Origin of the sequence: Streptomyces sp. RPA4-2, assembly GCF_012273515.2 — a bacterium.
In the GTDB taxonomy this organism is placed as follows: Bacteria; Actinomycetota; Actinomycetes; order Streptomycetales; family Streptomycetaceae; genus Streptomyces; species Streptomyces kaempferi.
Genome location: NZ_CP050975.2, coordinates 6,252,698 through 6,272,087, shown reverse-complemented (window position 1 = coordinate 6,272,087; position 19,390 = coordinate 6,252,698). Strand labels below are relative to the sequence as shown.

12 protein-coding genes and 1 pseudogene are annotated in these 19,390 nt (G+C 72.8%); 7 read left to right on the top strand and 6 right to left on the bottom strand.

What is annotated here, in order from left to right:
- Nucleotides 1–42: 42 nt before the first annotated feature.
- Together HEP85_RS27575 and HEP85_RS27570 are read right to left on the bottom strand one after the other, a co-directional pair.
- Nucleotides 43–1,290 carry an Ig-like domain-containing protein gene (locus HEP85_RS27575; protein ID WP_168530323.1) on the bottom strand — a complete coding sequence of 416 codons (1,248 nt, stop codon included), beginning with the start codon at nt 1,288–1,290 and terminating at the stop codon, nt 43–45.
- A 204-nt stretch (nt 1,291–1,494) separates the two neighbouring features.
- The gene (locus HEP85_RS27570; protein ID WP_168530322.1) at nt 1,495–2,712 is read right to left on the bottom strand and encodes an Ig-like domain-containing protein; all 1,218 of its coding nucleotides are present in this window, start codon (nt 2,710–2,712) and stop codon (nt 1,495–1,497) included.
- 382 nt (nt 2,713–3,094) lie between these two features.
- On the opposite strand from HEP85_RS27570, the gene glgX reads away from it, so the two are divergent.
- Nucleotides 3,095–5,296 carry a glycogen debranching protein GlgX gene (gene glgX, locus HEP85_RS27565; protein WP_248002525.1) on the top strand — a complete coding sequence of 734 codons (2,202 nt, stop codon included), beginning with the start codon at nt 3,095–3,097 and terminating at the stop codon, nt 5,294–5,296.
- A gap of 69 nt (nt 5,297–5,365) precedes the next feature.
- On the opposite strand, the gene HEP85_RS27560 is transcribed toward glgX, so the two are convergent.
- The 4 genes and pseudogenes from HEP85_RS27560 to HEP85_RS27545 all read right to left on the bottom strand — a co-directional run bounded on the left by HEP85_RS27560 (nt 5,366) and on the right by HEP85_RS27545 (nt 9,010).
- Nucleotides 5,366–6,004 carry a response regulator transcription factor gene (locus HEP85_RS27560; RefSeq protein WP_168530321.1) on the bottom strand — a complete coding sequence of 213 codons (639 nt, stop codon included), beginning with the start codon at nt 6,002–6,004 and terminating at the stop codon, nt 5,366–5,368.
- The gene (locus tag HEP85_RS27555) at nt 5,994–7,250 is read right to left on the bottom strand and encodes a sensor histidine kinase (RefSeq protein ID WP_168534079.1); all 1,257 of its coding nucleotides are present in this window, start codon (nt 7,248–7,250) and stop codon (nt 5,994–5,996) included. The genes HEP85_RS27560 and HEP85_RS27555 overlap by 11 nt, the downstream gene beginning before the upstream one ends.
- A gap of 26 nt (nt 7,251–7,276) precedes the next feature.
- A complete protein-coding gene (locus HEP85_RS27550; RefSeq protein WP_168534077.1) occupies nt 7,277–8,074 on the bottom strand; it encodes an ABC transporter permease in 798 nt (265 codons plus the stop codon).
- A 32-nt stretch (nt 8,075–8,106) separates the two neighbouring features.
- Nucleotides 8,107–9,010, bottom strand: a pseudogene (locus HEP85_RS27545) (ABC transporter ATP-binding protein).
- Nucleotides 9,011–9,180: 170 nt separating this feature from the next.
- On the opposite strand from HEP85_RS27545, the gene HEP85_RS27540 reads away from it, so the two are divergent.
- The 6 genes from HEP85_RS27540 to HEP85_RS27515 all read left to right on the top strand — a co-directional run bounded on the left by HEP85_RS27540 (nt 9,181) and on the right by HEP85_RS27515 (nt 19,051).
- Nucleotides 9,181–11,091 carry an ABC transporter ATP-binding protein gene (locus tag HEP85_RS27540; protein ID WP_168530320.1) on the top strand — a complete coding sequence of 637 codons (1,911 nt, stop codon included), beginning with the start codon at nt 9,181–9,183 and terminating at the stop codon, nt 11,089–11,091.
- On the top strand, nt 11,088–13,007 hold the full coding sequence (locus HEP85_RS27535) for an ABC transporter ATP-binding protein (RefSeq protein WP_168530319.1): 1,920 nt from the start codon (nt 11,088–11,090) through the stop codon (nt 13,005–13,007). The genes HEP85_RS27540 and HEP85_RS27535 overlap by 4 nt, the downstream gene beginning before the upstream one ends.
- A 57-nt stretch (nt 13,008–13,064) precedes the next feature.
- The gene (locus tag HEP85_RS27530; protein ID WP_168530318.1) at nt 13,065–14,807 is read left to right on the top strand and encodes an ABC transporter ATP-binding protein; all 1,743 of its coding nucleotides are present in this window, start codon (nt 13,065–13,067) and stop codon (nt 14,805–14,807) included.
- On the top strand, nt 14,804–16,639 hold the full coding sequence (locus HEP85_RS27525) for an ABC transporter ATP-binding protein (RefSeq protein ID WP_369657863.1): 1,836 nt from the start codon (nt 14,804–14,806) through the stop codon (nt 16,637–16,639). Before HEP85_RS27530 ends, HEP85_RS27525 begins: the two co-directional genes overlap by 4 nt.
- 25 nt (nt 16,640–16,664) lie before the next feature.
- Nucleotides 16,665–17,933, top strand: coding sequence for a hypothetical protein (locus HEP85_RS27520; protein WP_168530317.1), 1,269 nt, complete (start codon nt 16,665–16,667; stop codon nt 17,931–17,933).
- A gap of 140 nt (nt 17,934–18,073) precedes the next feature.
- Nucleotides 18,074–19,051, top strand: coding sequence for an NAD(P)-dependent alcohol dehydrogenase (locus HEP85_RS27515; RefSeq protein ID WP_168530316.1), 978 nt, complete (start codon nt 18,074–18,076; stop codon nt 19,049–19,051).
- Nucleotides 19,052–19,390: the final 339 nt, after the last annotated feature.

Below are 19,390 nucleotides of genomic sequence, written 5' to 3'. Positions count from 1 at the left end.
GGTCACAGCGCACCGGGCCCGCGTCGAGGACGGGAGGGACGGTCAGGCGGTCCACTTCTCCCAGGACATGTTCCAGCCGTTGAGGCCGTTGTCCGGGGCGACCGTACGGTCGTTGGAGCGCTTGACGACCACCACGTCACCGGTGATCGAGTGGTCGAAGAACCAGGCGGCGGGAGCGCTGCGGTCGCCGCCCCCGCGGACGTCACGCAGGCCCACGCAGCCGTGGCTGGCGTTGTAGTTGCCGAAGGCGTCGCCGCCCCAGTAGTTGCCGTGGATGAAGGTGCCGGAGTCGGTCAGGCGCTGGGCGTCCGGCACATCCTTGATGTCGTACTCGCCGCCGTACCCGACCGTCTCGCCGTTCATCCGGGTCACCCGGAGCTGCTCGCTGATCACCATCTGGCCGTTCCAGGTGTCGTAGCCCGGCTTGCCCGTGGTGATCGGGATGGTCTTGATGACCTTGCCGTCGCGCTTGACGACCATCTTGTGGGTCTTCGCGTCGACGGTGGAGACCTGGCTGCGGCCGATGGTGAACGCCACCGTCTTGGCCTGCTTGCCGTAGACACCGGGCCGGCCCTCGACACCGTCCAGGTTGAGCGTGACGGTGACCTTCGTGCCGGCCTTCCAGTACTGCTCGGGACGGAAGTCGAGGCGGTCGTTGCCGAACCAGTGACCCTGTACGTCCACGGCCGGCTCGGTCTTGACCGTGATCGCCTTCTCGACGTCCTGGGGGTGCGTGATGCCCCGTGTGAAACGGACCGAGAAGGGCATTCCGACGCCGACCGTGGAACCGTCCTCGGGCGTGAAGAGGCCGACGAAGGTGTTCTTCGGGGTCAGCGTGGTGAACGCGGACTCCTCGGCCGCCTCACGGCCGTCGGTGTCCTTGGCCACCGCGTGGACCTTGTACTTGGTGGCGGCGGCGAGGTGAGTGGCGGGTGTCCAGGTGGTTCCCCCGCCGGTGATCGCCCCGTCCACCGCCTTGCCCTTGGTGTCCTCGACCTTCACCTCGGTCAGCTTGCCCTTGGCCGCGGTCACCTTGAGGGCACCGCTGGTGGCCACACCGGCGCTGCCGTCCTTCGGGGCGATGGTCACCACGGCCTGCGAGGCCTTGGTGTCCGCCTTCCCGGCGCTGCCGGTGCTCTTGCCCTTGCCCTCGCCGGAGGAGTCCGAACTCCCTCCCCCGCCGCAGGCGGTCACGGCCAGCAGCAGCACACCCAGCAGCAGTGCCAGGACTCCCTTGCTCCCCCGGGTCCGCGCACCAACCGATGCCCCCGATATCGGTCGCCCGTTCACGTTCGTTCTCCCCTCGCACGGCCTGATCAGGCCCGCACCCCAGCGCGTCGTCCCCGCGCGTATCGCGCTAATTAATCACACGGTCACAAGCCATGGATCCCCGGGATTGTCACTGTTCAGTCCCAACTTCGGCCGTGTGGGGGCGGGCTGGGTTCCTGTCCGTCCCCCGCCCGCTCGCGCCCCGGTGCCCGCCGCCCGCCGCGGCTACTTCACCGCGCCGCCCGCCTTCCACCGCGCCCAGCCCATGTTCCATCCTCCGAGCCCGTTGTCGGGGGCGACCTTCTTGTCCTTGCTGTGCACGACCTCGACGACGTCGCCGATCAGGCTGCGGTCGAAGAACCAGCCCGCGGGGGTGTCGGAGCCGCCGCCCTTCACGTCCCGCAGACCGACGCAGCCGTGGCTGACGTTGGTGGAGCCGAAGACGTCGCCCGACCAGTAGTTGCCGTGCAGGAAGGTCCCGGAGTCGGTGAGGCGCATCGCGTGCGGGACGTCGGGGATGTCGTACTCGCCGCCGAACCCGACCGTGCGGCTGTTCATCCGGGTCACCTCCAGCATCTCCATGACGACCATCTTCCCGTTGTAGGTCGTGGTCTCGGGGGAGCCCGCGGTGATCGGCACGGTGGTGAGGAGGTCGCCGTCGCGGCGGACCTCCATGGTGTGGTCGGCGGCGTCGACCAGCGAGACCTGGCTGCGGCCGACGGTGAAGGTGGTGGTCCTGGACTGGAGTCCGTACACGCCCGGCGCTCCTTCCACGTCGCGCAGTCGCAGGTCGACCGTCACCTCGGTGCCCGCTTTCCAGTACTCCTCGGGCCGGAAGTCGAGACGGTCCTTGCCGAACCAGTGCGGGCGGATCTCGACCGCGGGGCTGGCCTCCACGTGGATCGCGCGCTCGACGGCGGCCCGGTCGCGGATCTCCCGGTTGAACTTCAGCGAGACGATCATGCCGGTGCCGACGGTGGACCGGTTCTCCGGCGTCGCGTAGCCGATGAAGCGTTCCTCGGGGACGTACGTGGTGAACGTCGTGTGCCGTGCCGTGCGCCGCCCGTGCCCGTCGAGGGCCACCACGTCCACGGTGTACTTGGCGCCCAGGGCGAGCCGCGGGGAGTCGGGCTGCCAGGCCAGGCCGTCGGCGGAGACGTGTCCGGGCACCGCGGACTCCTGCGCGTCCTGGTCCTTGACGACCTGTACGGAGTCCAGCCTGCCGTCCGCCACCCGTACCCGCAGCTCCTGCCCCGCTCGTACGTTCTTGCTGTCGTCGGCGGGGGTCACCTGGATGACGTCCTCGGCGGCGGGGGGTTTGCCGAGCACCTCGTCCATCGTGCCCGACGTGCAGCCGGCGGCTGAGGCCAGCAGTGCGGCCCAGGTCAGTGCGGCGGCCAGCGCGGCCCCCGCGCGCCGGGGGCCGAATGTCGTATGCCTCACGCGAACCTCGTGTCCTTCCGGCCGGGGGCAGGGGATCGCCCTCGGAAAGTGCGGTACAGGGGGCCCAACGACCGCGCACCTCCGGGGAAACGTGAGTGCGAGCCAAGCTCTGGGCAGAACAGTGGGGAGGACGACGCGACGAGGAGCCGCGGCCGGGACGCCGTGCGCTCCTCTTCGGGCCGCCCACCGAGCCGCGGGAGGCTGAACGGTGTCGAGCGCAGCCGAGCAGGAGGCAGTGCAGGAGGGGCGCGCCCCCGACGGCGAAGCGCGGGAAGGACGCGCGCCCGAGGGCGGAGTGCGGGAAGGGCACTCGCCCGAGGGCGGAGTGCGGGAAGGACACGCGCCCGAGAGCGGAGTGCGCGAGAAACGCCTGCCCGACGGCGTGCTGCCCGCGCCCCTGGTGAACGGGTCCAGGCGCCCGGCTCCCGCCGTGGCCGTGTGGCCCGGCGCGCCGACCCCGCTCGGGGCCCGCTTCCGGGTCGGTCCCGACGGCGTCGCGGGCACCAACTTCGCGCTGTGGGCGGGCGGGGCGGAGGCCGTCGACCTCTGTCTCTTCGACGAACGGGACGGCGCGACCCACGAGACCCGGGTCCCGCTCACCGAGCTGACCCACGAGATCTGGCACGGCTTCGTCCCCGGCGTACTGCCGGGCCGCCGCTACGGCTACCGCGTGCACGGCCGCTGGGACCCGTGGACCGGCGCCCGCTGGAACCCGGCGAAGCTGCTCCTGGACCCGTACGCCCGCGCCGTGGACGGCGACTTCAGCCTGCCGCCGGAGGTGTACGGGCATGTGCGCGACTGGCCGCAGCAGCACGTCGCGGACACCGTGCGGGACGACCGGGACTCGGCGCCGTACGTCCCCAAGGGCGTCGTCGTCCAGGACGACGACGACTGGTCGGACGACCACCGTCCGAAGACCCCGTGGGCGGACTCGGTCATCTACGAGCTGCACGTGCGGGGTTTCACCCGTCTGCACCCGGGGATTCCGGAGGAGCTGCGCGGCACCTACGCCGGGCTGGCGCACCCCGCGGCGATCGAGCACCTGGTCGCGCTCGGCGTCACGGCCGTGGAGCTGCTGCCGGTGCACCAGTTCGCGCACGAGGACCATCTGCTGCGCCGGGGGCTGAAGAACTACTGGGGCTACAACTCGATCGGCTACTTCGCCCCGCACGCGGGGTACGCCGCCGCCGGGACGACGGGCGGGCAGGTCGGCGAGTTCAAGCGGATGGTGCGGGCGCTGCACGCCGCCGGCATCGAGGTGATCCTCGACGTGGTCTACAACCACACCGCCGAGGCGGGCGAGCTGGGGCCGATGCTGTCGCTGCGCGGTATCGACAACCGGGGGTACTACCGGCTCCAGTCGGACGCCCGGCGGTACGCGGACTACACCGGGTGCGGGAACACGCTGCATGTGGTGCAGCCCCATGTGCTGCGGCTGATCACCGACTCGCTGCGGTACTGGGTGACGGAGATGGGGGTGGACGGCTTCCGTTTCGATCTGGCGGCGGCGCTGGCCCGCTCCATGCACGACGTGGACATGCTGTCGCCGTTCCTGGCCGTCATCGCGCAGGATCCGGTGCTGCGCCGGGTGAAGCTGATCGCGGAACCGTGGGACGTGGGATCCGGCGGCTACCAGGTGGGGGCCTTCCCGCCGCTGTGGACGGAGTGGAACGACCGGTACCGCAACGCGGTACGGGACTTCTGGCGGGGGGCGCTGCCCGACGTACGGGATCTGGGGTACCGGCTGTCGGGATCGAGCGACCTGTACGCGTGGGGCGGGCGGCGGCCGTACGCGTCCGTGAACTTCGTGACCGCGCACGACGGTTTCACCCTGCGGGACCTCGTCTCCTACGAGCGCAAGCACAACGAGGCCAACGGGGAGGGGAACCGGGACGGCACGGACGACAACCGGGCCTGGAACTGCGGGGTGGAGGGGGAGACGGACGAGGAACGCGTACGGGCCCTGCGGCGGCGGCAGTTGCGGAACCTGCTGACCACGCTGCTGCTGTCCACCGGGGTGCCGATGCTGGTCGCCGGGGACGAGTTCGGGCGGACGCAGCGCGGCAGCAACAACGCGTACTGCCAGGACAACGAGATCAGCTGGGTCGACTGGAGCCTGCTGGAGGAGCCGGGCTGGCGGGCCCTGTTCGATCTGACGTCCCGCCTGATCGCGCTGCGGCACCGGCATCCGGTGCTGCGGCGGCGGGCGTTCTTCTCGGGCCGGGCGCACTCCGTGGACGGGCTGCGGGACCTGGCGTGGTTCACCGCGCGCGGGGCGGAGATGACGGAACGCGACTGGTACGCGCCCGCCGGGACGCTGGGCATGTACCTGTCGGGGCGGGACATACCCGGGCGGGACGCGCGGGGAGCGCCGGTGGTGGACGACAGCTTCCTCGCCGTGCTGCACGCCGGGGACCGGCCGGCGGGCTTCGTGCTGCCGGGGCCGCCGTGGGCCCACCGCTACGAGGTCGTGGTCGACACCTCGGCGGAGGAGCAGGGCGTGTCACCGGGGTTGGTCCATCGTGCGGGGGTGACGATCACGGTGCCGGCCCGGTCGGTACTGCTGCTGCGGGTCGTCGAGTGACGCGGGCTGGTGGCGTGACGCGGGCGGCGTGAGCGGGCCGGGCGCCCGCCGGGGACCACGGGACGGCCGTCAGCCGAGGATGCCCCGGTCGTAGCCCACCGCCACCGCGGCCGCCCGGTCGTTGACGCCCAGCTTGGCGTACAGGTGGGTGAGGTGGGTCTTGACCGTGGCCTCGCTGATGAACAGGACGCGGGCGATCTCGCGGTTCGACGTGCCCTTGGCGACCAGGGCCAGCACCTCGCGCTCACGGCCCGAGAGGGAGTCCTGCACGGTCGTGGGGGTGCGTACGGCCGAGACCAGCCGGGAGGCCACCGCCGGGGAGAGCACCGTGCGGCCCTCGGCCGCCGCACGCACCGCGGTGAAGAGCTCGTCGCGCGGGGCGTCCTTGAGCAGATAGCCCGTCGCGCCCGCCTCGATCGCGGGCAGCGTGTCGGAGTCGGTGTCGTACGTGGTCAGCACGAGGATCCTCGCGCGGGCGCCGCGGCGGGTGAGCTCCGCGATGGCCGCGACGCCGTTGCCGCCCGGCATGCGCAGGTCCATCAGGACGACGTCCGGGTCGAGGGCCTGAGCCAGGGCGAGCGCCGCCACCCCGTCGGCCGCCTCGCCGAGGACCGTGAACCCGGGCGCGGACTCGAACATGCCGCGCAGCCCGTCCCGTACGACGGGATGGTCGTCGACGATGAGAAGGGTGATCGCGTCATCGCTCATGGCGCACCAACGGTACGCGAGCCGACACCGCCGTGCCCTGCCCGGGCTCCGACTCGACGGTGAGCGAGCCGGCGATGCGCTCGGCCCGGGCCCGCATGCCCTCGAGGCCGAACCCGCCGCTGCCGGTGCGCTCGGGGACGGCCACCGGGTCGAAGCCGCGGCCGTCGTCGCGTACGTCCAGGGTCACCTCGTCCCCCATGAAGGAGAGGGTGACGCCGAGGCGGGCTGCGCGGGCGTGGCGCGACGCGTTCGACAGCGCCTCCTGGGCGATGCGCAGCAGGGTCGCCGACACCTCCTCGTGCAGGTGCTCGGCCGTGCCGGTGAGCGTGAACTCCGAGCGGACGCCGGTGCGACGGCCCCATTCCGTGACCGTCTTGTCCAGTGCCTCCGGGAGTCCGTCGTGCTCCAGGGCGACCGGGGCGAGGTTGTGCACGGAGCGGCGGGCCTCGCCGAGGCTCTGCCGGGCCAGGTCCGAGGCGCGCCCCAGGTGTTCGCGGGCGGTCCCGGGGTCGGGGGTGTTCGCGACGACCTGGAGCTGGGCGATGATGCCGGTCAGGCCCTGCGCGATGGTGTCGTGGATCTCGGCCGCCAGCCTGCGCCGTTCGTCGGCGACGCCCGCCTCCCGTGCCTGCACCAGGAGTTGGGCGTGCAGGGCCGCGTTCTCGTCGAGGGCCCGCTGCAACGCGGTGTTGGTGCGCTCCAGTTCACCGATGGTGGCGGACTGGACGCGGGCCCGCTCGTCCTCCTGGAGGGCCAGCCGGTTGAAGGCGGCGACCAGGACGAGGGTGATGGCGAGCACGGCCGAGAACAGCAGCCAGCCCGTCCCGCCGCGCGGCGGGAGCCCGCCGGACTCCGATCCGGCCATCGTGACGGCGGTGGCGACGAGCCCCACGTTGACCAGCCGGGACGGCAGGATCCGGCGGACACCGAAGTAGCCGGAGACCGCGTAGAACGCGAAGAACGGATTGATCCAGGTGAGCACGAAGGCGATCGCCCAGCGGACGGCGTAGTAGCCCACGCTCACCGCGGAGCGCTCCGGGCGGTCGCGGACGGCGCGCACCCAGCACAGTTGCAGGACGAGGCCGGCGGCGACCAGGGCCGTCACCGCGTACCAGTCGCCGCGGCCCATCCCGAGCAGGTCCGTGGTCGCGGCCGCCAGGAGCGTGCCGACCGCCAACAGCCCGTACGGTCCCAAGCGGTTGAACGCCGCCCACCGCCGCTCGACCCCCGCCACGTCCTCTTCCATGCCCTCAGTGTCGTCCACGGCCGCGCTCACTCCCAGCGGAACCAGCGGGCCGCCGCCCCGGACAGCACCACCGTCCACAGCGCGAGCACACCCAGGTGGGACCAGGCCGGCCAGTCGCCCGAAGCGGCCTGGTCCAGGGCCCGCGCGGCCGCGCCGAAGGGCGTGGCCTCCACGACCCGGGCGAGCGCGCCCGGCATGGACCGCACCGGCAGCCAGACGCCCGCGCAGAACATCATCGGGAAGAGGACCGCCGAACCCACCGCGTTGGCGATCTTGGAGGTGCGGGAGAGCGCCGAGACGAGGGCGCCCAGCGCGAGGGCGCTCCCGACGGCGAGCAGCAGGGCGACGGCGTAGCCGGACGCCTGGCGCGGCAGCGCCACGCCGAAGGCGATCCTGCCGACCGCGAGCGACAGCAGCGCCGAGCCCAGCGCCGCCACGCCGTGCAGGCCCGTCTGCGCCGAGAGGAGGGCGGCGGGGCGGACCGGGGTCGTCGACATCCGGCGCAGGATGCCGCGTTCGCGGTAGCCGGTGACGACCGGTGGCATGGCCTGCACGCCCGCCATGATCAGGGCGATCAGCACGGTCACCGGGACGTACGCGTCGACCGGGCGGATGCCGCCCAGCGCGTCGTCCGCCGTACGGAAGGAGGGGATCGAGCCGAGGATCGCCAGGAGCAGGGTGGGGAACGCCAGGACCCAGAAGAGGGAGCCGGGTTCGCGCCGGAAGAGGCGGGCCTCGGTCCGCAGCACCGCCAGGGTCGTCGTTCGCCTCGAGGTCGTCGTGTTCTCCGCGCTCGTCGCGTTCGTCGTGTTCGTCGCGTTCATCGTGTTCGTCGTGTTCGTCGTGTTCGTCGCGCTCATGATTCCGTTCCCGTCAGATCGAGGAAGGCGTCGTCCAACGTGGCGTCGGTGACACGGAGTTGATGGGCGGTGATGTGGTGGCGGGAGAGCAGCGTGAGGACCGCGTCGACGGTCTCGTCGGTGCCGCCGAGCGTGATCCGGCCGTCCTGGTGCGCGACGGAGGCGAGGTGGGGCAGTGCGGCGATCTCACGCTCGTCGAGCGGCGCCGAGGGGGTGAAACCGATGACGGTGGAACGCGTCGCGCGCCGGATCAGTCCGGCGGGGGTGTCGAGCGCGGCCACCCGCCCCCGGTCGACGACCGCGATCCGGTCGCACAGCCGCTCCGCCTCCTCCATGAAGTGGGTGACGAGCAGGACCGTGACACCGCGGGCGCGGACGTCCTCGATGAGCTCCCAGGTGTCGCGACGGGCCCGCGGGTCCAGCCCGGTGGTCAGCTCGTCGAGCACCACCACCCGCGGGTCGCCGACCAGCGCGAGCGCGATGAACAGGCGCTGCTTCTGGCCCCCGCTGAGTTTCCCGAACCGGGTGCCCAGCCGCTCGGTCAGGCCGAGACGCTCGGCGAGCGGACGCCAGTCGGCGGGGCGCGGGTAGAAGGCGGCGTACAGCTCCAGTGCCTCGCGCACGGTGAGCTTGGCCTGCAGTTCGCTCTCCTGGAGCTGCGCGCCCAGAACCCGGCTGACGGCCTCGTGGTCGGCCACGGGGTCGAGCCCGGCGACCCGGACGCGGCCCGCGTCGGGGATCCGCAGACCCTCGACGCAATTCGACGGTGGTGGTCTTGCCGGCGCCGTTGGGGCCGAGGATCCCGAAGATCTCGCCCTCCTCGACGGCGAAGGAGACACCGTCGACGACGGGCCGGCCGCCGTAGGACTTGCGCAGTGCGCTGACTTCGATGACTGACATGCCCCGAGCATCCCGGCGGGACCGGGGCCGCCACATCGTCCATCGCGCTCGAAGAGGCATCAGCCGATCGGTCGATGCGGCACTACGACCCCCGTGCGCCCCGTGGAACGATTCAGGTCCGGCCAAAACTCGGTGGGCACTGTCAGTGCCGGTCCGTAGGCTCGCTTCTGATGTCCACTTCAGATGCAGTGACCACGGACCGTGCCGGAACCAGGGACCATTCGACCGTCGGCAGCCTGCTGCGCCTGTGGCCGTACGTACGGCCGGTGCGGGGGCGGCTGTTCGGCGCGGCCGTCGTCGCGGTCGTGGCGTCCTGTACGGGGCTGGTGATCCCGCTCGTCCTGAAGTGGATGGTGGACGGTCCCGTGACCGACCACGACCCGGCGGGCATCTGGCTCGGCGCGCTGTACCTGCTGCTGCTCGGGATCGCCGAGGCCGTCCTGTTCGGGCTGCGACGGTGGCTGGTGGCGCGGCCGCTGGCGGGGGTCGAGGCGGACATGCGGGCGGATCTGTACCGGCATCTGCAGCGTCTCCCGGTCGCCTTCCACGACCGCTGGGCCTCCGGCCAGCTGCTGTCCCGGGGCACCACCGATCTGATGCTGCTGCGTCAGTTCCTCGCCTTCCCTCTGACGTTCCTGCTGGTCAACGGCGTGACGATCCTCGTCGGTGTCCTCATCATGCTCGATCAGGAGTGGACACTGGGGCTGGTGCTGCTCGCTCCCGCGCTGCCCGTCATGGTCGTCTGCTGGCTCTTCGAGCGCCGCTACTCCCAGGTGGCGCGACGGGCCCAGGACCAGGTGGGCGACCTGACGACGGTCGTCGAGGAGAGCGTGCTCGGCATCCGCATCATCAAGGGTTTCGGTCGCCATCGCAGCCAGGCCCACGCCTTCCGTGAGCTGTCCCGCACCCTGCGCGGCACGGAGCTGGCCAAGGCCCGGCTGCTGGCCTCCATCTGGGCCGTCATCGTCACCCTGCCCGAACTCGCCATCGGTGCCGCCCTCGTCCTCGGCACCACACAGGTCGCCGACGACCGCCTCTCCGCGGGCACGCTGGTGGCCTTCCTCTCCACGGCCCTCGCACTGCGCTGGCCCGTCGACTCCATCGGCTTCCTCATCGCGATGAGTCAGGAGGCGGCGACGGCCACGGAGCGTTACTTCGAGGTGATGGACGCGGAGCCGGAGTCCTCGGACACCTCCACGGCCGCCGACGCGGTCGCCGGTGCGGGTCCGCGCACGGGCACGGGTACGGGTACGGGTCCGCACGCGAGCGCGGGTACGGGTCCGCACGCGAGCGCCGGTGCGGACGCCGTCGTGAGCACGGCCACGGGTTCGGACGACGGCGGACTCCGGTTCCACGGCGTCCGATTCCGCTACCCGGACGCCCCCGCCGACGCGCCCCCCGTACTCGAACGCATCGACCTGCACATCCGGTCGGGCGAGTCCATGGCACTGGTCGGCGCGACCGGTACCGGCAAGACCACCCTCACCGCCCTCGTCCCCCGCCTGCACGAGGTGACGTCCGGGCGGATCACGCTGGACGGCGAGGACATCACCGCGATGCCGCGCGAGGAGCTTCGCGCGCGGGTGGCGGTGGCCTTCGAGGAGCCCACCCTCTTCTCGGCGAGCGTCGGGGAGAACGTATTGATGGGCGCGGGCGACACCGCCGGGGAGGCCGAGCTGGACCGGGCCCTGGCCGTCGCGCAGGCCGACTTCGCGCACGCCCTCCCGCAGGGCACGGCGACACAGGTCGGCGAGCAGGGCCTGAGCCTGTCCGGCGGGCAGCGCCAGCGCCTCGCCCTCGCGAGAGCGGTGGTCGGCCGCCCACGGTTCCTCGTCCTCGACGACCCCCTGTCGGCGCTGGACGTCCACACCGAGGCCGCGGTGGAGGCCGCGCTCCGCCGCGTCCTGGCCGAGACGACCGCCCTGATCGTGGCGCACCGCCCGTCCACGGTGCTGCTCGCCGACCGCGTCGCGCTGCTCTCCGGGGGCCGCGTCACCGCGGTCGGCACCCACCACGAACTGCTGCGTACGAACGCCGAGTACGCCCATCTGATGTCCGGCGACGAGGAGACCGAGCGATGACGGCGCCCACGACCACCGCGCCGGACCGGGAACCCGGCGGCGAGTCCCGCGGGGAGCCCGGCACGGAGTCCGGTTCGGGTACGGAGTCCGGCCGGAGGGCCCCGGCGCGGACGGCGGAGCGGCACCAGGACCCCTTCGACCGGGACACCTTGCCCACTCCCCCGGGCGCCACCGCCACCCTGCTGCGCTCGCTGCTCGCCCCGCTGCGGGCCCGCGTCGTGGTGACGACCGTCCTGCTCCTGTTCCAGCAGGCCGCCGTGCAGGCCGGACCGCTGCTCGTCGCGTACGCCATCGACCGGGCCGTACCGGCGCTGCGCCGGGGCGACCACGGTCCGCTGGTCGCGGTGGGGGTCGCGTACGTGCTGTGCGCGCTGGTCGCCGGCGGCCTCCAGTACGCCTTCATCGGCGCGTCCGCCCGCGTCAACCAGGACGTGCTGCTGGATCTGCGCGGCCGGATCTTCCGGCACGCGCAGGCACTCAGCATCGACTTCCACGAGCGCTACACCTCGGGCCGGCTGATCTCCCGCTCCACGACGGACGTCGAGTCGCTGCGTGAACTGCTCAGCGAGGGCCTGCAGGAACTGATCACGGTCATCCTGTCCTTCGTCTACATCTCGGCGATGCTGCTCTGGCTGGACCTGGGTCTCGGCGCGGTCGCGGTGGCCTCCTTCGTGCCGCTCTATCTCCTCGTACGGGTCTACCGGCGCCGGGCGGGCCGCATCTACCGCCTCCGCTCGACCGCGATCGCCGCCGTCATCGTGAAGTTCGCGGAGACGATGAACGGCATCAGGCCGGTGCGGGCGTTCCGCCGCGAGGACGTCAACGACGCGGAGTTCCGGGTCCTGAACAAGCGCCACGAGCACACGAACGGCGACGCCCTGCTGGAGATGGCCCGCTATGTCGTCGGCTCGCGCCTGGTCGCCAACGCGGCGGTCGCGGCGATCGTGCTGTGGGGCGCGTACCGGGTGGCTTCGGGGTCACTGGCGCTGGGGGTGCTGGCCGCGGCGGTCCTGTATCTGCGCCGCCTCTACGACCCGATCGACCGGCTGGGCATGTTCCTCAACTCGTACCAGTCCGCGGCGGCCTCGCTGGAGAAGATCGCGGGTCTGCTGGCACAGACGCCGTCCGTGCCGGAGCCCGCCGCTCCGCGGCAACTGCCCGCCCTCGCCTCCGAACAGCCGGGCCGCGCGGTGGTCTTCGAGGACGTCCGCTTCGCGTACCGCACCGGCGGTGAGGTGCTGCCCGCCTTCTCGCTCACGCTCCCGGCGGGGCAGACGGTCGCCGTCGTCGGCTCGACGGGAGCGGGCAAGTCGACGCTCGCCAAGCTGCTGGCCCGCTTCTACGACCCCACGGACGGCCGGGTGCTGCTCGACGGCGTGGACCTGCGCGAGCTGTCCGTGCCGGAGCTGCGGCGCGGGGTGGTGATGGTGACCCAGGAGGCCTTCCTGTTCTCGGGCACGGTCGCCGAGAACATCGCCATCGGACGCTCCGACGCGAGCCGGGAGGAGATCGAGCGGGCCGCGAAGGCGATCGGCGCCCACGACTTCATCAGCGCGCTGCCCGAGGGCTACGACACGGACGTCCGCAAGCGGGGCGGCCGCATCTCCGCCGGTCAGCGTCAACTCGTGGCCTTCGCACGGGCGTTGCTCGCGGATCCGGCCGTCCTCATCCTCGACGAGGCGACCAGCTCACTGGACGTCCCCGGCGAGCGGGCCGTGCAGCGCGCCATGCTGACGGTCCTGCGCGGCCGGACGGCGGTGGTCATCGCGCACCGCCTGTCGACGGTGGAGATCGCCGACCGGGTGCTGGTGATGGAGCACGGCCGGATCGTCGAGGACGGCGCTCCGGCCGAACTCGTGGCGTCCACCGGCCGGTTCGCGGACCTGCACCGGGCGTGGCGGGACAGCCTCGTCTAGCGGACACGGCAGCCCGGCGGGAGACGGACACGGCACCGGAGGAGCGCTGGGGAGCGGATGATCGACGCGTACGAGGACCCGGGGACGCCCGACGCCCGAGGGGGCGGCCGGTATCTGTGGTGGCTGATCGCCCGGCAGCCGGGGCGGGCCGTCGCCGGTGCGGTGCTGGGCACCGTCTGGATGGTCCTCATGGCGCTCGCGCCGTATCTGCTCTCCCGCGCGATCGACGACGGTCTGGAGCCCGGCGACCTGACCGCACTGGCCGGCTGGGCCGCCGCCCTGCTGGGTCTCGGGGTGTTCAACGCGTGGGTGAGCATCATGCGGCACCGCATGATGACCCGGCTGCGGATGGACGCCAACTTCCGCACGGTCAAGATCGTGGTCGCGCAGGCGGCCCGGCTGGGTGCCGCCCTCTCCCGGCAGGCCGGCGCCGGTGAGGTCGTCACGATCGGCGTCGGTGACGTCCAGACGATCAGCCAGTCCCTGACCGTCGTCGGGCCCGGCGTCGGCGCGGTCGTCGCGTACGCCGTGGTGGCCGGCCTGCTGCTGTCGGTCTCGGCGTCGCTGGCCGCGGTGGTACTGCTCGGGGTGCCGGTGATCGCCCTGCTGGTCGGCCCGCTGCTGGGACGGCTGCAGGGAGTGGAGGCCGGCTACCGGGAGCGGCAGGCGGTGCTGACCGCCCGCATCGGCGACCTCGCCGGGGGCCTGCGCGTCCTCAACGGCCTGGGCGGCAAGGGACTGTACGCGGCTGCCTTCCGCCGCGACTCGCAGGAGTTGCGCGCGCAGGGCTACCGGGTCGGGGCGGTGACCAGCTGGGTACAGGCCCTCGGCGCCGGGCTGCCGACGGTGTTCCTGGCCGTCGTGACCTGGCTGGCCGCCCGGCTGGCGGCCCAGGGGGCGATCTCGGTGGGCGAGCTGGTGTCCGTGTACGGCTATGTCGCGGTCCTGGTGATGCCGGTGGCGTTCTTCGTCGAGTGCGGCTACCAGCTCAGCCGGGGCCTGGTGGCCGCCCGCCGGGTCGTCCGGTTCCTGGCCCTGGAGCCCCTGGCGTCCCCCGACCCCGACGCCCTGGACGGCCCCACGTCCCCGTCCGTGCTGCGCGACCCGGAGTCCGGTGTCGAGGTGACGCCGGGGAAACTCACCGCACTGGTCGGCGGCCGCCCCGCGGACTCGGCGGCCGTCGTCGACCGGCTCGGCCGGTACACCCGGTCGGCGGCGACCTGGGACGGCGTGCGCCTCGACGCCTTCGACCTCGCCCAGGTCAGAGCGCGGATCCTGGTCGCCGACAACGAGGCCGACCTGTTCGCCGGCACGCTGCGCGAGCTGGTCTCGGGCCGCGGGGACCCCGACGACGCGGCCGTCCTGCGCTGTCTGCACGCGGCCGTGGCGGACGACATCGTCCTCGGGCTGCCGGACGGCCTCGACTCGGCCGTCGACGCACAAGGCCGCAGTCTCTCCGGCGGGCAGCGCCAGCGCGTCCGGCTGGCGCGGGCACTGCTCGCCGATCCCGAGGTGCTGCTCGCGGTCGAGCCCACCTCGGCGCTCGACGCCCACACCGAGGCCGCCGTCGCGAGCCGGCTGCGCGCGGCGCGCTCGGGCCGTACGACCGTCGTCACCAGCACCTCGCCGCTGCTGCTCGACCACGTGGACACCGTGCACTACCTGGTCGACGGCCACGTCGCGGCGAGCGGCGCCCATCGCGAACTCCTCGACACCGAGCCCGGATACCGCGCGCTGGTGGCCCGCGACGCGGAGAGCGACACCCAGGGGGCCGAGGACACCCAGGAGACCGTGCGATGAGTGCGCAGCTGCCGGTCGCCGAGCCGGCCGAGGTGCGGCGGGCCGCGCTCCGGCTGGTGCGGGCGGACGGACGGGCCTTCGCCGGGGTCCTCGCGCTCAACGTGCTGGCCGCCGCGGCCGGACTGGTCGGGCCATGGCTGCTCGGCCGGATCGTTGACTCCGTCGACGTCGCCACCGTCCGGGCCGGCGGCGGTGCGGGTGCGGGCGCGGTGGACCGCCTGGCGCTGGTCATCCTGGTGTGCGCGCTCGCCCAGTTGCTGCTGACGCGCGCCGCCCGCCGGACAGGGCACCGCTTCGGGGAGCGGACCCTCGCGCGGGTGCGCGAGGAGTTCGTGGAGCGGGCCCTGGCGCTGCCCGCCTCGGTCGTGGAGCGGGCCGGCACGGGCGATCTGACGGCCCGGGGGACCGCCGATGTCGCCCTGGTGGGCACCACGCTGCGCGACGCCGGACCCGCACTGCTCATCTCCTCGGCGCAGGTGCTGTTCATGCTCGGCGCGGTCTTCGTCATCAGCCCGGTACTCGGCGGCTGCGGAGTGCTCGGGCTGGGCGGCATCTGGTTCGCCACGCGCTGGTATCTGCGCCGGGCGCGCGCCGCCTATCTCGCGGAGGGCGCGGCCACCTCGGAGGTCGCCGAGGTCCTCGCGGCCACCGCGGAGGGAGCCCGCACCGTCGAGGTCTTCGGGCTACGGCGCAGGCGGGTCGCCGCGAGCCGCGACGCGCTGGAGACCTCCCGTCGCACCCGGCTGCACACCCTCCATCTGCGCACCGTGTTCTTCCCCGTCGTCGAGGTGTCGTACGTCGTCCCCGTGGCCGGTGTGCTGCTGCTGGGCGGTGTCCTGCACGCGCACGGTGCGATGAGCCTGGGCGCGGTGGTGGCCGCCGCGCTGTATCTGCGCCAGGTCGGCGAACCGCTCGACCAGATCCTGGTCCAGGTCGAGCAGTTGCAGAGCAGCGGCGCGTCCTTCGCCCGGGTGGAGGGCCTCGGCCGGGCACCCAGGGCCGACCCGGCCGGCTCCCCCGCCCCGGTGGACGACCGGATCGACGTCACCGGCGTCCGCTACTCCTACGGCCGGGGGGCCGAGGTGCTGCGCGGGGTCGACCTGACCGTACGGCCCGGGGAGCGGCTGGCGGTCGTCGGCCCCTCCGGCGCCGGCAAGACCACCTTGAGCAGGCTGCTCGCGGGCATCGACGCGCCGAGCTCGGGCAGCGTGACGGTCGGACGGGTACCGGTCGCCGGCCTCGATCCGGAGCGGCTGCGGCGCCAGGTCGTCCTGGTCACCCAGGAGCACCATGTCTTCCTCGGGACCGTCCGCGACAACCTGCTGATCGCCGCGCCGGCCGCCGAGGACGCCGAACTGTGGGCGGCGCTGACCGCCGTCGGTGCCGACGAGTGGACCCGGGAGCTGCCGGAGGGACTGGACACCGCGCTGGGCCCGGAGGGACACGTCGCGGACGGTTCACGGGCCCAGCAACTGGCCCTGGCCCGCGTGGTGCTGGCCGATCCCCACACGCTGATCCTCGACGAGGCCACGGCGCTGCTCGACCCGGCGACCGCCCGGCACACCGAGCGCGCGCTCGCCGCCGTGCTCGAAGGGCGCACGGTCATCGCCATCGCGCACCGGCTGCACACCGCGCACGACGCGGACCGGGTCGCCGTGATGGAGGACGGCCTACTGACCGAACTCGGCACGCACGACGACCTGGTGGCGGCCGGCGGCGCGTACGCGGCGTTGTGGCGTTCCTGGCACGGCGAGCGACGGCCCCGGGACGCCTCCGCGGCCCTGCCGGCGCGGCGTACCCCGACGGTGCCTCCCACAAGCCTGGTTGAATGACCGGCCCGCGCCAAGAGGGGGAGACATGGGCCTTGAGACGACCGTCGCCGTGGCGGGACTGCTGGTGGGAATCGTCGCGGCGGGGTTCGCCTGGGCGCCGCAGCGCCAGGCCGGCCGCGAGCAGGGCGTCGCCCTGTTCGTCCGGGTGCGCGGCCATCTCAAGGGCCACCGGGCCGAGTTGAGCACCGCGTGCGCGGAGGGCCAGACCGAGCACCGCGCCGATGGAGAACTGGTGCTGCTGACCCGGCCCGGATGGGTTCCGCCCCGCCCGCAGCCCCTGGACGCCGTACGCCTGACGCTGCGCGAGTCCCGGCCGGACGAACAGCTGGACTCCTGCCGCGCGGACGTCTCCCGTTACTGGCCGCACGGCCCGGGGGCTCGGCGGGCGGAGAGCTACTCGGCCGCGATCGAGGCCTACGACCGGCCGGGCGTCTGGTTCAACGGCCCGTCCTACCGCCTGCTCGACGTCACCTCCCCGCCGGCCGAACATCCCGGGGACGGACTCGCCCTCACCTTCGCGCTCGGCCGCTACTTCGACGGCCTCGACACCACCGAACCGCTCGCGTACGAGGAGGCGCTGCGCCATCTGAAGGGCGGCACCACGCCGTTGCGGGGGCCGTTCCGGCGAGGGCTCGGCAGTCCCTTCGCCCTGCACAGAAGAGCCGCGCTGCCGGGCGTGAACACGCTGACGGTCCGGGTCGAGAACGGCGGGGACGGCCGGCCCGAGAACGGCGGGGCGTACTTCTTCATGCGCCGGCGCGACCCCGGCAAGGTCGCCTTGGCCATGGACACCACCCATGTCGCCCCGGCCGGAGAGTTCCAGCCGCACGCCGACGTCCTGCCCGTGTGGCGCTCCGACCTCGACCTGTGGCACAACACGATGCGCGAGTACGCCGAGGAGTTCCTGGGCGCACCCGACGCCGCCGGCAGCGGTGGGGTGACGCTGGACTACGCCCGCGACGCGCCCTACGCCGACTTCGCGCGTGCGGTACGGGACGGCCGGGCCCGGGTGCGCTTCCTCGGCCTCGGCCTCGATCCGCTGACCTGGAAGCCGGAGATCTGTCTGGTGTGCGTGTGGGACGCCGCGGCCTTCGACGAGATCTTCGCGGGAATGGGCGAGCACAACGAGGAGGGTGTCCTCGTGGTCGGCGCCAGGGCGGGCGACGGATATCGCGGCGTCCCCTTCACCGCCGAGAACGTGCTCGGCTACGCCGGACATCCCACGACCCTGCCCGCGGGCCGCGCGTGTCTGACGCTGGCGTGGCGGTGGCGCCACGAACTGGGCCTGGTCTGAGGCCCCGAGCTCCCTCCCCTCCGGGCTCGCCCCGATTCCCGTACCCCGCCCGCTCGGCTACCGTCGTGAGCAGTGGCGCCCGGCCGCCCGATGCACCCTTCGCACCGACCCCTCGCGTTCCCGTGTGTCACGGAGGCCCGATGAAGGCGATCGCCCAGGACCGGTACGGCTCTCCCGATGTGCTGGAGCTGAAGGAGTTCGACAGACCGGTACCCGGCGCGGGTGAGGTTCTCGTGCGGGTGCGCGCGGTGTCCGTCAACGCCTACGACTGGCACCTCATGCGCGGCGACCCGTATCTGGCGCGGCTGTCCTTCGGTGTCCGCCGCCCGAGGACGGCGGTCCGCGGCCGGGACTTCGCCGGCCGGGTGGAGGCGGTCGGCGCGGACGTGAAGCGGCTGCGGCCCGGGGACGAGGTGTTCGGCGAGACCGACGGCGCGTTCGCACAGTACGTGGCGGCGTCGCAGGACATGGTGGCCCTGAAGCCGGCCGGGCTGAGCTTCGAGCAGGCCGCCGCGCTGCCGCTCGCGGGGAACACCGCGCTCATCGGCCTGCGCGACCTGAGCCGTGTGACGACGGGGCAGCGGGTCCTGGTCAACGGCGCGTCGGGCGGGGTCGGGACCTTCGCCGTGCAGATCGCCAAGGCGTACGGCGCGGAGGTGACCGCCGTGTGCAGCACGCGGAACGTGGACCTCATCCGCTCGCTCGGCGCGGACCACGTCATCGACTACACCCGGGACGACTTCACCCGTGCGGGGACGCGCCACGACGTCGTGTTCGACCTCGTGGCCAACCGCTCGCTGTCGGACCTGCGGCGCGCGCTCACGCCCACGGGAACGCTCCTGCTGTCCGGCGGGGGCGTGTCCGGGGGCGGCAGCCTCCTCGGGCCGATGCGTCTCATCCTCAAGGGGCAGGTGCTGTCACGCTTCGTCGGCCAGCGGCTGCTCACGTTCTTCGCGGCACCGAGCGGGGCGAACCTGGCCGTGCTGCGGGAGTTCGTCGAGTCCGGGAAGGTCATCCCGGTCGTCGACCGGATGTACGGGGCGCTCGGCGAGGTGCCCGAGGCCATCCGGTACGTGGAGGGGGAACACGCCCGCGCGAAGGTCGTCGTCACGGTGTGACGGGGCCACTCCGCCACCACGGCACGGACGGCACGGGCCGGCATCACCTGCGCGGCCGACCACGGCTCCGGGGGCCCGGCTTCACGGAGACGACTTCACGGACACGGCGCACGAACGAGCCAATTCCTCTCAGGACGGGACCGTTCGTCACGTTCGTCACGGCGTCGTACACGATCTTGCCGACCACCGCGTCGGTGCGGTCGGATCCGGTCCGGGTGCACAGAGATGCACGGGTTCGTTTACCGAACATGACCAACCGGAGAACGAAATGATTCCGGCCAAGTTCTTGATGCGCTCCTGACAGGAGACGAGATCTCCTGCCACTCTTCCCACGGTCGC

Bases quoted from the DNA above. Each gene is read 5' to 3' on its own strand.
- HEP85_RS27560 (WP_168530321.1), bottom strand. From the start codon at position 6,004: ATGAGCGATGACGCGATCACCCTTCTCATCGTCGACGACCATCCCGTC.
- HEP85_RS27555 (WP_168534079.1), bottom strand. From the start codon at position 7,250: ATGGAAGAGGACGTGGCGGGGGTCGAGCGGCGGTGGGCGGCGTTCAAC.
- HEP85_RS27550 (WP_168534077.1), bottom strand. From the start codon at position 8,074: ATGAACGCGACGAACACGACGAACGCGACGAGCGCGGAGAACACGACG.
- HEP85_RS27540 (WP_168530320.1), top strand. From the start codon at position 9,181: ATGTCCACTTCAGATGCAGTGACCACGGACCGTGCCGGAACCAGGGAC.
- HEP85_RS27535 (WP_168530319.1), top strand. From the start codon at position 11,088: ATGACGGCGCCCACGACCACCGCGCCGGACCGGGAACCCGGCGGCGAG.
- HEP85_RS27530 (WP_168530318.1), top strand. From the start codon at position 13,065: ATGATCGACGCGTACGAGGACCCGGGGACGCCCGACGCCCGAGGGGGC.
- HEP85_RS27525 (WP_369657863.1), top strand. From the start codon at position 14,804: ATGAGTGCGCAGCTGCCGGTCGCCGAGCCGGCCGAGGTGCGGCGGGCC.
- HEP85_RS27520 (WP_168530317.1), top strand. From the start codon at position 16,665: ATGGGCCTTGAGACGACCGTCGCCGTGGCGGGACTGCTGGTGGGAATC.
- HEP85_RS27515 (WP_168530316.1), top strand. From the start codon at position 18,074: ATGAAGGCGATCGCCCAGGACCGGTACGGCTCTCCCGATGTGCTGGAG.